Annotated in this window: 12 protein-coding genes; 6 read left to right on the top strand and 6 right to left on the bottom strand. The window is 72.2% G+C overall.

Features of this window, described 5'->3' with window-relative positions:
- Positions 1-2: 2 nt before the first annotated feature.
- On the bottom strand, positions 3-713 hold the full coding sequence (locus ACGFNU_RS40605) for a phosphoadenylyl-sulfate reductase (RefSeq protein ID WP_392601940.1): 711 nt from the start codon (positions 711-713) through the stop codon (positions 3-5).
- Positions 714-887: 174 nt separating this feature from the next.
- Positions 888-2558 (bottom strand): nitrite/sulfite reductase, encoded by a 1671-nt coding sequence (locus ACGFNU_RS40600; protein WP_392601939.1) that lies wholly within the window; start codon positions 2556-2558, stop codon positions 888-890.
- Positions 2559-3241: 683 nt separating this feature from the next.
- On the opposite strand from ACGFNU_RS40600, the gene ACGFNU_RS40595 reads away from it, so the two are divergent.
- From ACGFNU_RS40595 to ACGFNU_RS40580, 4 genes are all read left to right on the top strand, one after another.
- Complete coding sequence (locus ACGFNU_RS40595) at positions 3242-4270, top strand: YihY/virulence factor BrkB family protein (protein ID WP_392601938.1); 1029 nt, start codon at positions 3242-3244, stop codon at positions 4268-4270.
- Between the two features lie 68 nt (positions 4271-4338).
- The gene (locus ACGFNU_RS40590) at positions 4339-5283 is read left to right on the top strand and encodes a phosphotriesterase (protein ID WP_392601937.1); all 945 of its coding nucleotides are present in this window, start codon (positions 4339-4341) and stop codon (positions 5281-5283) included.
- Between the two features lie 111 nt (positions 5284-5394).
- Positions 5395-6111, top strand: a complete 717-nt coding sequence (locus ACGFNU_RS40585; RefSeq protein WP_392601936.1) for a phosphoribosyltransferase — start codon at positions 5395-5397, stop codon at positions 6109-6111.
- Complete coding sequence (locus ACGFNU_RS40580; protein WP_392601935.1) at positions 6108-6755, top strand: dienelactone hydrolase family protein; 648 nt, start codon at positions 6108-6110, stop codon at positions 6753-6755. Before ACGFNU_RS40585 ends, ACGFNU_RS40580 begins: the two co-directional genes overlap by 4 nt.
- Positions 6756-6953: 198 nt before the next feature.
- On the opposite strand, the gene ACGFNU_RS40575 is transcribed toward ACGFNU_RS40580, so the two are convergent.
- The 4 genes from ACGFNU_RS40575 to ACGFNU_RS40560 all read right to left on the bottom strand — a co-directional run bounded on the left by ACGFNU_RS40575 (position 6954) and on the right by ACGFNU_RS40560 (position 10676).
- Positions 6954-7250: a WhiB family transcriptional regulator gene (locus ACGFNU_RS40575; protein ID WP_358404045.1), complete on the bottom strand. Its 297-nt coding sequence runs from the start codon at positions 7248-7250 to the stop codon at positions 6954-6956.
- Between the two features lie 169 nt (positions 7251-7419).
- Positions 7420-8319 (bottom strand): sucrase ferredoxin, encoded by a 900-nt coding sequence (locus ACGFNU_RS40570; protein WP_392601934.1) that lies wholly within the window; start codon positions 8317-8319, stop codon positions 7420-7422.
- A 105-nt stretch (positions 8320-8424) separates the two neighbouring features.
- Positions 8425-10053 (bottom strand): glycerol-3-phosphate dehydrogenase/oxidase, encoded by a 1629-nt coding sequence (locus ACGFNU_RS40565; protein WP_392601933.1) that lies wholly within the window; start codon positions 10051-10053, stop codon positions 8425-8427.
- Complete coding sequence (locus ACGFNU_RS40560) at positions 10050-10676, bottom strand: TetR/AcrR family transcriptional regulator (RefSeq protein ID WP_392601932.1); 627 nt, start codon at positions 10674-10676, stop codon at positions 10050-10052. The genes ACGFNU_RS40565 and ACGFNU_RS40560 overlap by 4 nt, the downstream gene beginning before the upstream one ends.
- Before the next feature lie 23 nt (positions 10677-10699).
- Between ACGFNU_RS40560 and ACGFNU_RS40555 the strand changes: the two genes are divergently transcribed.
- Positions 10700-12316, top strand: coding sequence for an FAD-binding oxidoreductase (locus tag ACGFNU_RS40555; protein ID WP_392602070.1), 1617 nt, complete (start codon positions 10700-10702; stop codon positions 12314-12316).
- Positions 12317-12320: 4 nt separating this feature from the next.
- Positions 12321-13205 (top strand): diacylglycerol/lipid kinase family protein, encoded by an 885-nt coding sequence (locus ACGFNU_RS40550; protein WP_392601931.1) that lies wholly within the window; start codon positions 12321-12323, stop codon positions 13203-13205.
- Positions 13206-13216: the final 11 nt, after the last annotated feature.

Here is a 13216-nt window from a genome sequence, read left to right as displayed (position 1 = left end):
CGTCACAGGTGGATGCCGCATTCGGTCTTGCCCATCCCCGCCCAGCGGCCGCTGCGCGGGTCCTCGCCGGGCGCGACGGGACGGGTGCACGGCTCGCAGCCGATCGACGGGTAGCCGTCGTAGTGCAGCGGGTTGACCAGCACCCCGTTGTCCTCGATGTAGTCGTCCATCTGCTGCTGCGTCCAGCCGAGGACGGGGTTGACCTTGACCATGCCGCGCTTGCGGTCCCACTCGACCACGCGGCGGTCACGGCGGCTGGCGGTCTCCTCGCGGCGGATCCCGCTGAACCAGGCCATGTAGCCCTCCAGCGCCTTGCCCAGCGGTTCCACCTTGCGCAGGTGGCAGCACAGGTCCGGGTTGCGGCCGTTGAGCCGGGGGCCGAGCGCGGCCTCCTGCTCGGCGACCGTGCGCGACGGGGTCACGTTGATGACGTTGACGGGATAGACGGCCTCGACCGCGTCCCGGGTGCCGATGGTCTCGGCGAAGTGGTAGCCGGTGTCGACGAACAGCACGTCGATCCCGGGCTTCACCTTCGACACCAGATGGATCAGCGCGGCGTCGGACATGGAGGAGGTCAGACAGATGCGGTCTCCGAACGTCGCCGCGGCCCACCGGATCACCTCGAGGGTCGGGGCACCCTCCAGCGCGGTCGCGGCGGACTCGACGATGTCCTCAAGGTCGAGTGTCGGTCTGTCGGTCTCCAGCAGAGTCACTGGGGGATCTCCTTGTGTGTATGGGGGGCTCCAACACCGAGGAACTTCAACTTGAAGGCACGGACACAGTCGCGGCAGAACCAGGTCCCGTCCTCTTCGAGAGGCTCGAGGTGCTCTTCTCCGCAGTACGGGCAGTAGAACGGCGCGGCACGTTCGCTCATTTCCTACTGTCCGTTACTTGAGATCGGCGTCGTCGGCGCGCTGCACCCAGGCGGCGAAGGTCTCGCCCTCCGCGCGCTGGTCGTCGTACTTGCGCACGACCCGCTCGACGTAGTCGGTGAGCCCGGCCGAGGTGGTCTTCAGCCCGCGGACCTTCTTGCCGAACGTGGTGCCGAGCTGGCCGCCCAGGTGGATCTGGAAGCCCTCGACCTGGTCGCCGTTCTCGTCGACCACCAGCTGGCCCTTCAGGCCGATGTCGGCGGTCTGGATGCGGGCGCACGCGTTCGGGCAGCCGTTGACGTTGATGGTCAGCGGCTGGTCGAAGTCGGGCAGCCGCTTCTCCAGCTCGTCCATGAGGTCCATCGCGCGCTGCTTGGTCTCGACGATCGCGAGCTTGCAGTACTCGATGCCGGTGCAGGCCATGGTCTGGCGGCGGAACGTGGACGGGCGGACCTGCAGGTCGTGCTCGGCCAGCTCGGCGGCGAGCGCCTCGGTGGCGGCCTCGGGCACGTCCAGGATGACCATCTTCTGCTCGACCGTGGTGGCCACCCGGCCGGAGCCGTAGCGCTCGGCCAGATCGGCGATCGTGGCGAGCAGCGGCCCGTTCACCCGGCCGACCCGCGGCGCGAAGCCGACGTAGAAGTCGCCGTCCTTCTGCGGGTGGATGCCCACATGGTCGCGCTGGCGGACGGGCGGCGCCGGCTCCGGGCCGTCGGGCAGCGCGTACCCGAGGTACTCCTTCTCCAGCACCTCGCGGAACTTCTCCGCGCCCCAGTCGTTCACCAGGAACTTGATCCGCGCCCGGTGCCGCAGCCGCCGGTAGCCGTAGTCGCGGAAGATCGAGATGACGCCCTTCCACGCCTCGTGCGCCTGCTCGGGCTTGACGAAGACCCCGAGGCTCTTGGCGAACATCGGGTTGGTGGACAGGCCGCCGCCGACGAACAGCTGGTAGCCGGCCTCGCCCTCCTCGTTCACCGTGCCGACCAGCGCCACGTCGTTGATCTCGTGGACCGTGCAGTGCGCGGCGCAGCCGGAGACCGCGGTCTTGAACTTGCGCGGCAGGTTGGAGAACTCCGGCGAGCCGATGTAGCGGTCATGGATCTCGTCGATCTGCGGCCCGCCGTCGAGCACCTCGTCGGCGTCGATCCCGGCCAGCGGGCAGCCGATGATCACGCGCGGGGTGTCGCCGCAGGCCTCCATCGTGGACAGCCCGACCGACTCCAGCGCGTCCCAGATGGCCGGGACGTCCTCGATCGCGATCCAGTGGTACTGCACGTTCTGCCGGTCGGTGATGTCGGCGGTGCCGCGCGCGTACTTCGTGGAGATGTCGGCGATCACCCGCAGCTGCTCGGCGCTGAGCTGCCCGCCGTCGATGCGCACGCGCATCATGAAGTAGCGGTCGTCGAGCTCCTCGTCGGGCAGGCTGCCGGTCTTGCCGCCGTCGATGCCGGGCCGGCGCTGGGTGTAGAGCCCGAACCAGCGGAAGCGGCCGCGGAGATCGGCCGGGTCGATCGAGTCGAACCCCGCCTTGGAGTAGACGTCGACGATACGGCGGCGGACGTTGAGCCCGTCGTCGTTCTTCTTGTTCTCTTCGTTCTTGTTGAGAGGTTCGCGGTAGCCGAGGGCCCACTGGCCCTCGCCTCTCTTGCGCTTGGTCGCTGGTGGCACGGCGAGCGTCCTATCCATGTCGTACGGATGCATCTCGTACGGAGGACGCGCAGCGCAACGGGACAGCCTCAGGCGGCCGGCTCGACGGTGAGCGGGAACGGTTAAAGGTGACGCCGATGCGCCACGCTTCCGTAGATGATCAACGGGTGCGTGGTCGGGGCGTCACGGACAGATCGCGCTGCGGACGCGCAGAAAGTCCACGTGCCGGCGCATTACCAGCAGGGGATCCGCAGCAGTCATACGTGCATTCTGACCCGCCGTCTCGCGGGCTGTCCAGTTGCGTCCGGCATGCGGACGGGTGAGATCCGTCATCATCCCTGGCGCTTCCAGTTCACTCCGGGCTCCGCCGGCCGGCTCGCGCCGGGTGTGGCGCGGCCGTCCCGGCCCGGCGTGGCGGGACCGGGGCGGTGCTGGCAGGCGCACCACGAACCACCACGACAGTCGTCGTGGTGGCGATCACGGCATGCCTGGCAAATCACCTGTCCATTGTCACCGATCGTCGTGCATGCGTGCGCCACGACCGGGGACGGGGCCGGAACGGGCGTGGCGAGCGGCGTGCGGAAGTGATCTTGGGCTTGTCGTGGCTCGTGAACGTCAGAGTGGGTATGAGGCGGGAAACCGGCCGTGCGACGCGCGGAACGGATCACTGAAATGGGCGATCAGGCATGTTCCGGGCGGGTAACGCTTTACGGTGGGTCGGTGTGACCACCGTTTCGGACGCCGCCGGCGCCTCGGGGAGCCCGGCGGACGACTCCGACACCGAGCCCGGCCCCGCGCTGAACCGGCGCGTGGGCTCGGTGGCCTGGGGCCTCGTCCGCGACACGGCGATCGCCGCCTTCCGCTACCGGGTGACCGGGCTGGCCGCCGAGGCGGCCTTCTTCGCCCTGCTGTCGCTGCCGCCGCTGGTCATCGGGCTCATCGGCACGATGGGCCACTTCCGCGGCATGCTGGGCTCCGACACCGTGGCCGAGGTCCGCGCCTGGCTGATCGAGCAGGCGCAGACCGTGCTGACCGGCCCGGCCGTCGAGTCGGTCGTGGAGCCGCTGATCGACGACGTGATCAGGGGCGGCAGCCCGGACATCGTGTCGGTCAGCTTCCTGATCTCGCTCTGGGCGGGCTCGCGGGCCACCAACGTCTACGTCGACACGATCACCATCGCGTACGGGCTGTCCGGGGTGCGCGGGGTGATCCGCACCCGGCTGCGCGCGTTCGTGCTCTACCTCGTCGGCCTGATGGTGATGCTGATCGTCATCCCGCTGCTCGTGGCGGGGCCCGCGCTGGTCCGCGACGCGCTGCCGGAGAGCGCCGGATTCGTCCAGCTCTTCTACTGGCCGGTCGTGGTGACGCTGTCGATCCTCTTCCTGGCGATGCTCTACCACATGAGCGTTCCGGTGCGGACGGCCTGGTGGCGCGAGGTGCCCGGCGCGGTGATGGCGCTGATCATCTGGATCGTCGGCAGCGTCACGCTCCGGCTCTACCTGGCGGGCTCGCTGGCCGGGGTGTCGGTCTACGGCTCGCTGGCCGCGTCCATCGCCATCCTGGCCTGGCTGTACGTGGCGGCGCTGGCCGTGCTCATCGGAGCCGCGCTGAACGCCGAGATCGACCGGCTGTGGCCCAGCGCCGGCACCGCCCGGGCCCGCGCCGTCCGCGCCGCCGCGGCGCAGAGCGCGGCCGAGGCCGCCGAGGAGGCGGCGGCCGCCGACGAGGCGCACGCCAAGAACCGCGAATAACGGTCCGGGGTAAAAATCGTGTCACAACAGGCCCTGAATAGGTCAAACATGTCGTAGCCTCGCCTGACATGACCCCCCCTCCCGCCGAGCGACGGCTCCGTACCGTGACCGGTACGATCCCCGCGTCCGCGATCACCGGCACGGTCCTGCCGCACGAGCACCTCCAGCTCGACCTGCGGTGGCCCGCGCGCCCGGCCCAGGTGGAGTCCGACCCGCGCCGCTGGCTGGACGAGGAGAAGGCGGTCACCGCCGAGCTGGCGGCCCTGCGCGCCGGCCACGAGCTGAGCCTGGTCGTCGACCTCACCTGCGGCGGCATGGGCCGCAACGCGGCCGCCCTGTCCCGGATCAGCGCGGGCTCGCGGGTGGCCGTCGTGGCGGGCACCGGCTTCTTCGCCGAGCCCTTCCACCCCGCCTTCGTGGCCGACGCCGACGTCGAGAAGCTCGCCGAGCGCATCCTGGCCGAGATCGGCTTCGGCATGGACGGCACCAACTCGCTCCCCGGTGTGATCGGCGAGATCGGCAGCTGGGGCGAGGCGCCCACCGAGGCCGAGGAGCGCTGCCTCCGCGCCGCCGCCCGCGCCGCCCGCTACTCCGGCCTCCCGGTGGCGACCTACGGCCGCCCCGGCGTCACCCAGCTGGAGATCCTCACCGGCGACGGCCTGGACCCGTCCCGGGTCGCCGTCGGCCAGCAGACGGACGACCCGGCCGCCTACCGCAAAATCGCCGAACAGGGCGCCTATGTCTCGTTCGGCCTCACGGGCGACTCCGCCACGCTGGACAGCCAGGTGCGGGCCGTCGTGGAGCTTCTGGAGGCCGGTCACAACGAGCGTGTCCTGCTCAGCACGGGAATCGCCCGGATGGAGCAGGTCCAGCGCTACGGCGGCCCCGGCTTCGCCCATCTCTTCGAGGCCTTCCTGCCCGCGCTGAGCGCCGCCGGAGCCGACGACGCCACCCTGCGCACGATCACCCGCGACAACCCCCTCCGCTGGCTGACCAGCGCCCCTGCCGCCTGACCCTGGGGCGCTCACAGAACGGGCGGACAGGAGTGAATCGCACGATCGCGGCGGAAACTGGGTAGGCCAGGGATAGGCGCTTTTTCGCGACCCCAGGAGGGGGTGGCGCCGATGGCTTGGAACAGGCCCGCACGCGACACGGCTCCCGACTCGGAGACCGTCAGGCTGCCGTTCGCCGACCGGGCCGAGGCCGGCCGGGTGCTCGCCACCCGGCTGATGCCGCTCGGCCTGGACGGCTCCGTGGTGCTGGCGCTGCCTCGCGGCGGGGTGCCCGTCGCGTACGAGGTGGCCCGGCGGCTGTCCGCGCCGGATCGGGCCGTGCCCCTCGACGTTCTGGTGACCCGCAAGATCGGCTATCCGCGCCAGCCCGAGCTGGGTGTGGGGGCGATCGCCGAGGGGGGTGAGCCCGTCTTCGACCGCGGGCTGATGGAACGGCTCGGGCTCGTCGAGGGGGATCTCGCCGCCACCGTGGCGGCCGAGCGTGCCGAGCTGGCCCGGCGGGTGCGCACTTATCGAGGGGATCGTCCGCTTCCGCCTGTCGCCGGCCGGCCGGTCATCATCGTCGACGATGGTCTGGCCACCGGCGGGACGGCGCGCGCCGCGCTTCGGGCCGTGCGGGCGAAGGGGCCCGCCAGGCTGGTGCTGGCGGTTCCGGTGGGGGCCGCGGAGACCGTCCGGGTGCTGGAGCCCGAGGTGGACGATCTGGTGGTTCTGGCGGCGCCGTGGGCGTTCCGTGCGGTCGGCCAGTGGTATCGGCGCTTCGACCAGCTCAGCGATGGCGATGTGCTTTCGTGGCTCGACCGGGCCGCTCGGGCGGACAGGCCATGAGCACCTTGCAGGTGCCGGCAGGCGATGTCCGGCTGGAGGCGGAGATCTCTGAGCCCGACGGTGCCGTTCGCGGCGTGGTCGTCTTCGCGCACGGCAGCGGCAGCGGGCGGCACAGCCCGCGCAATCAGGAAGTGGCCGCCGCTCTCACCCGGCGGGGCTTCGCGGCGTTGCTCTTCGATCTGCTCACGCCCGGCGAGGAGATCGAGGATCTGCGGACGTCGCAGCCGCGGTTCAACGTGCCGTTGCTGGCCGGGCGGCTCAGCCGGGTGGTGGCGTGGGTGCGGTCGGGTGAGCTCGCAGGGCGTCCCGTGGGGCTCTTCGGGGCCAGTACGGGAGCGGCGGCGGCGCTGGTGGCGGCGGCGAACAGCCCTGGTGACGTGGGGGCCGTCGTCTCGCGTGGCGGCCGTCCCGATCTGGCGGCCCACGCGCTGGGCTCGGTGCGGGCGCCGACGCTGCTGATCGTCGGCGGGTGCGACACCGAGGTGCTGGCGCTGAACGAGCAGTCGCTGGCGCGGATGGACCCGAAGGCCGGGCACGGCCTCGCCGTGGTGCCGGACGCGGGACATCTGTTCGAAGAACCGGGCGCCCTTCGCGAGGTGGCCCGGCTCACTATGGAATGGTTCTGCTCGAATTTGCTGGAATAGCCACCGGAACGGCATCTGATCCGGTAAAAGCGGACCCGATTGCCACGGACTCCTCGTGACTCACTTGTGACATGTACTTCGTGGCGCGAACGAGACCGGACACGCGAACGGCCCCGCGGGAGCGGGGCCGTGACGTTTTTTCCGGTGGCGTGCCGGGGTGCGCGATGGGAAACCGCGAGGGGACCTTTGCGGCGTGCCTTAAGCGGCGTTGGCGCGACGCATCCGGCGGCGGCGCTCGGAGGCCCGCTCGTCCTCGTTCAGCCCGCCCCACGTGCCGTACTTCTCCGGCCTGGACACCGCGTAGTCCAGGCACTCCGCACGCATGGGGCAGCCCATACAGATCTGCTTGGCCTTGCGCTCACGAATCTCACGCTCGGGCTGACGCTCGCCGTCCGGACCGAAGAAGAGCACAAGGTCTTCCCCCCGGCACGCCGCGGCGTCCTGCCAGCCCCAGCTGGGACGAGGGAGGTTTGCCTGCCGACGTACCTGAGCCATGGAACACCCACCTTGGTTGGTTTTACTGAGCAATTTCGGACATGGACGCTCGATCGCTGCAGAAGCGCCGAAAGGTCCAACGTCTGGAGTTGCCGCTCTGTTCCCCACCCGGTTGTCCGGGAACTGGGGCCGTGCGGCAGGGAGACCCAACAATGGGGCCTCCGAGAGATTACACGAGGGCTGCCTCGTTGAGAAGGGTGAGTTCCCTAACAATGTAGGTCTCGAGCTTCTCTTGGCAGTCCGTGCCGCAGGGATGGGCCGTCGCCGCGCTCTCCACGATCACGCGGTAACGGTTCCCCTCTACCTGAACGACCGCCACATAGGGATCTGTTCCCGTGAGCGACAACACGCTGACAGCGGTCAGCCCCAGGGCTCCGACCTGGGCCCGGACGTGGTGCTCGGCGGCTTGCGCGGCCTCCGGGAGGCCGGCCCGGCCGCGCAGCCGGTCGAGGACGACCTCGCCCTTCACATAGGCGTTCACCGCCCGTACGGCCTCGGTGGCTCCGAGGTCTCCGTAGTAGATCCCGTGTGGAAGACATACCAAGTTCGCTGCGTAGCGGTCACCGCCCACATGGGTCGTTTCCCATACAAGAGACCCGAAACGCGACGTGAGATCTCGCGCCAGCGGGGCGCCGGTCCGGGCGCAGCAGGCGTTTCGTCGCCCGTGGGTACAAACCAGCAGGACAGGCTCGGCCGTGGTCTCCCCGAACCCGGGCCGGCGGCCCTCGGCGACGGCCGCGAGATCGAGCTCGCCGAACTCCGCGGGGTCGGCCAGTTCGCGGCCTTCGAGCCATACGTCGTCGCCGGCGGAGCATCCCACGTACACCTGAAAAGGGGGCGTGGCCCGCCGCCGGCCCGGCCGCCGGATGAGCTGGGGCCGCACGCCGGCCGCCTGCGCGGCCCGGACGACGTCGCCGAGGGGACCGTCGAGCTGCTCGACGCGCTCGGGCCAGGGGCCGGGATGCTCGATCAGCAGCCAGCCGCGCGCCTTGGTGGTGGCGCTCGCCAGGCACGGCCGTTCCCCGGTGTGACTTCCCGGGCAATGGTCGCAGCCGTTCAGGCGCTGCAAGAGGGACCCCCGTCGGATGAAGCAACGAATTAGGAGAGCCTAACCTAACCCGATGTTCCCCGTCCGGCGCAAGTGACACGCCCTATACCCGGATAGCGACGACGATCACACTCCGGCGGGGGTGGTCACGAAGGATCCGGCGACGGCCAGGGCGGCCTCGCGGTCGGCCGCGACCAGGCCGATCCGGGTGCGCCGGTCGAGCAGGTCGCCCACGTCGAGCGCGCCCTCGTGCCGTACCGCCCAGGCGAGCTCGGCGTTGAGCACCGGCAGGCCGGGGATCACGGGCTCCAGAAGGGCGGCGTCGTCACGGGCCATGGCCGCCAGCAGCGGTGCCTCCGTGCCGTAGCGCTGGACGAGGCGGCGCGGGGCGTCCAGCGCGTTGAGGACGGCGGGCGAGGCCGCGCCGACGAGGGGCAGCCGGGCCGTGCGCGAGGGGCCCGCGGCCAGCGCCGGCCTGGCCGCGAGGACGGCGTCGACCGCGTCCTGCGCCATGCGCCGGTACGTGGTGAGCTTGCCGCCGACGATCGTGACGACTCCGTCCGCGGAGGTCAGGACGGCGTGCCGCCGGGAGAGGTCGGCGGTGCCGGCGGCCGGGCCGTCCCGTCGCGAACCGGTCCGCGGCGGGCCGTCCAGCAGCGGGCGCAGGCCGGCGAACGAGCCGATCACCTCGTCCCGGCGCAGGGGCACGTCGAGCGCCGAGTCGAGGATGTCGAGGAGGAAGCCGATCTCGGCCTCGGTGGGCGTGGGCACGTCGGGGATCGGCCCATCGGCGGGCTCGTCGGTGAGGCCGACGTAGACGCGGCCGTCGCCCTGCGGGATCACCAGGATGAAGCGGGCGTTCGCGCCCGGGACCGGGACGTGCATCCCGGCGGTGAGACCGCGCAGGCTCTCGGCCCGCACGACCAGATGCGTGCCCCGGGACGGGCGCAGCCGCACGCCGTCCACGAGGCCGCCCGCCCAGACGCCCGCGGCGTTGACGACGCCGCGGGCGCGAATGCCGAACGTGCGGCCGGTGAGCTCGTCCCGGACCTGCGCGCCGTCACCGGTGAGGGTGAGCGCGCGGCAGCGGGTGAGGATCTTCGCGCCGTGCGCGGCGGCCGTCCGGGCGACGGCCGTGACCAGGCGGGCGTCGTCGGCCAGCTGGCCGTCCCAGGAGAGCAGCCCGCCGCGCAGGCCGTACGGGCGGAGCGCGGGGGCCAGGCGGAGCGTCTCGACCGCGGACAGGCGGCGCGGCGCGGGGAGGGTCCGCCGCGAGGTGCGGGCCGCCAGGCGCAGGGCGTCGCCGGCGTGGAGCCCGGCGCGGGCGATCGCCCCCTGGGAGCGGGACACCATCGGGGTCAGGGGCAGCACGAAGGGAAGGGCGCGGACCAGGTGCGGGGCGGTGCGCTCCATGAGGACGCCCCGTTCGACCGCGCTCTCGTGGGCGACGTCGAGCTGCCCGGAGGCCAGGTAGCGCAGGCCGCCGTGGATGAGCTTCGAGCTCCACCGGGACGTGCCGAACGCGAGGTCGTGGGCGTCGATCGCCGCGACGGACAGCCCCCGGGACGCGGCGTCCAGGGCCACGCCCGCCCCGGTGGCGCCGAGGCCGACGACCAGGACGTCCACCACCTCGCCGTCGAGGGCGGCCAGCTCGCGGGAGCGGCGCGCGGCGTTGAGCGAGGAACCGGCGGGCGAGGAGCCGGTGGGGGAGGACGGCGGGCCGGGCACGGAGGAGGCCCTCGCTGGGGTCGTCATGGCGTGAGCGTCCTCTCCAGGATGTGGCGGAGCTCGGCGTCGAACGCCTCGGCGGCGAGCTCGGGATCGTCGGTCTCGGTCATGGTCGGGGCCGACAGGGCGAACGACTGGACGACGAGGAGGAGCGACCGCGCCTGCCGGGCCACGTGATCGGGGCGGATCGTGCCGTCCGCGTGGCCGGCCCGCAGCGTGGCCTCGAAGATCTCCAGGAAGGCCCGCTGGCTGGCGCCGCGGCGGTCGAGCATGTAGGGCAGCAGCAGCTCGGGGTCGACCTCGACGATCTTGCGCAGCAGCGGATGGGCGCGGAACGTCCGCACGCCCTCGACCAGGCTGCCGACCAGGCGGTCCCGCACCGCGCCGCCGTCGGCCGGCGGCCGGACCGCGGCGGCGATCTCGACCCATTCGCGGGTCATGAGGTCCGCCACGATCGTGCGCACGTCGGGCCAGCGCCGGTAGAGCGTCATCCGCGAGACCCCGGCGCGGCGGGCGATGTCGGTCAGGGTCGTGCGCCGGACGCCGACGGCCAGCACGCAGTCGCGCGCGGCGTCCAGCACCGTGTCGTCCGCGGTCTTGCCGTGGTGGCGCTCCGCGGTCCTGCCACTGTTGTGACGATTCGACGTCATGTGTCACAGTGTAAGGCATGGACATGTTGTGGAGCGGCTGGGGAGACCCGGCCAAGGCCGCGCCGCTGCCGGATCCGGTCACGGGACTGCTGCGCGACCTGCTCGGTGTGACGGCGGGCGACGCCGCGCCGGTGCCGCTCGGCGAGATCGAGGTCCGGGACTCCCGGCTCGGCGACGGCGCGCTCGGGGCGCTGCGCGCGGCGGTGGGCGACGCGAACGTCCGCACCGACCACGAGTCGCGGGTCCGGCACACGCGCGGCAAGTCCACGCCCGACCTGCTGCGGATCCGGCGCGGCGACGCCGCCGGCGCCCCCGACGCGGTCGTGCTGCCGAGCACCCACGACGAGGTGCTGGACGTGCTCAGGGCCTGCGCGGAACGCCGGATCGCGGTGGTCCCGTTCGGCGGCGGCACCTCGGTGGTGGGCGGCCTCGCGCCCCAGCTCACCTCTCAGGGGCTCTCCTCGTTCGTGGCCCTCGACCTGCGCCGCATGGACGCGCTCGTGTCGGTGGACGAGGTGTCGCGCACGGCCGTCCTGCAACCGGGACTTCGCGCGCCCCGGGCCGAGGCGCTGCTCCGCGAACAGGGCTACACGCTGGGGCATTTCCCGCAGTCCTACGAATGGGCCTCGATCGGCGGGTTCGCGGCGGCCCGTTCGAGCGGGCAGGCGTCGGCGGGCTACGGACGCTTCGACGAGATGGTGATGGGCCTGACCGTCGCCACGCCCGAGGGCGGGCTGGACCTCGGCCGCGCGCCCAGGTCGGCGGCCGGGCCCGACCTGCGCCAGCTGGTGCTCGGCTCGGAGGGCGCCTTCGGGGTGATCACCTCCGTCACGGTGCGGATCCACCCGCTGCCCGCGTCCGCCGCGTACGAGGGCTGGCGGTTCGCCTCGTTCGAGACGGGCACCGGCGCGCTGCGGCGGCTCGCTCAGGACGGGCCGATGCCGGTGGTGCTGCGGCTCTCCGACGAGGCCGAGACGATGGTCGGGCTCGCCGATCCCGGCGCCATCGGCGGTGGCCTGCCGGACGCCGCCGGATGCCTGGCGGTCGTCGGCTACGAGGGCACCCCGGAGGAGATCGCCGAACGCCGGGCCAAGGTGCGCGCCGCCCTGACAGGGGCGGGCGGCGAACACCTCGGCGCCGGGCCGGGGGAGAAGTGGGAGCACGGGCGGTTCAACGCGCCGTACCTGCGCGACTCGCTGCTGGACGTGGGCGCGTTCGTCGAGACGCTGGAGACCGCGACGTTCTGGTCGGGCATTCCCGCCCTGTACGAGGCGGTCAAGGGGGCGCTCACCACGACGCTTGCGGAGGCGGGCACGCCGCCGCTCGTGATGTGCCACATCTCGCACGTCTACCCGGCGGGCGCCTCGCTCTACTTCACCGTCGTGTCGGCGCAGCCCAAGGAGGTACAAGGGGACGTGCTGACGCACTGGGAGCAGGCCAAGCACGCGGCCAACAACGCGATCATCTCGGCAGGTGGGACGATCAGCCACCACCACGGGGTCGGCTCCGACCACCGCGACTGGTACGCCTGGGAGGTCGGCGCGCTCGGCATGGACGTGCTGCGCGCGATCAAGGACCGGCTCGACCCCGCGGGCATCCTCAACCCCGGCGTCCTCGTCCCGCCGGCCGGTCGGGAGTAGCCCGATGAGCTCCCGTGCCTTCACCGCCGTGGTGAACCCCGCGGCGGGCGGGTCGGCCTCGGCGGCGACGCTGATCCCGCTCGCCCGGCTGCTGCGCGACGCGGGCGCCGAGGTGGCGGTGGAGTACAGCCGCGGCCTGGAGCACGCCACCGCGCTGGCCCGCGGCGCGGCCGAGGCCGGGCACGTCGTGCTGGGCGTGGGCGGCGACGGCATGGTCGGCTGCGTCGGCGGCGCGCTCGCCGGCACGGACGCCGTCCTCGGCATCGTTCCGGCCGGACGCGGCAACGACTTCGCCCGCCAGCTCGGGATCCCCGGCGATCCGGCGGCGCTGGCCGAGCTGCTCCTGACGGGTGAACCGCGCGCCGTCGACACGATCGACGCCAACGGCGTCGCGGTGCTGGGAAGCGTGTACGCGGGCGTCGACGCCGTGGCCAACGACAACGCCAACAAGACGAGGCTTCTGCGCGGCTCGGCGGCGTACTACGTCGGGGCGCTCCGCGCGATCCTGACCTGGCGGCCCGCCGACTACCGGATCACCGTGGACGGCGAGGTACACGAGCGGCGCGGGTATTCGGTGGTGGCCGCCAATTCCGGCTACTACGGGTTCGGGCGGCACATCGCCCCGGGCGCCGAGGTGGACGACGGCCTGCTGGACGTCGTGATCATCAAGCACGCGCCGAAGTCGCTGTTCTTCACGGTGATGCGCGAGCTGGCGGACGGGTCGCATGTGCGGCGCCCGCAGGTCGAGGTCGTGCGCGGCCGCACGGTGCGGATCGAGCTGGCCACGCCGGGCCGGGTGCTGCCGTACGGGGCGGACGGCGAACTGCCCGGCGTGCTGCCGGTCACCGCCGAGATCATGCCCGGCGCCCTGCGCGTCCTGGCCCCCTGACCGGCCGTCGA

Origin of the sequence: Spirillospora sp. NPDC048911 (genome assembly GCF_043198015.1) — a bacterium.
Classification (GTDB): domain Bacteria; phylum Actinomycetota; class Actinomycetes; order Streptosporangiales; family Streptosporangiaceae; genus Spirillospora.
The sequence above is the reverse complement of the archived record's forward strand: the minus strand, read 5'-3'. Positions and strand labels throughout refer to the sequence as shown.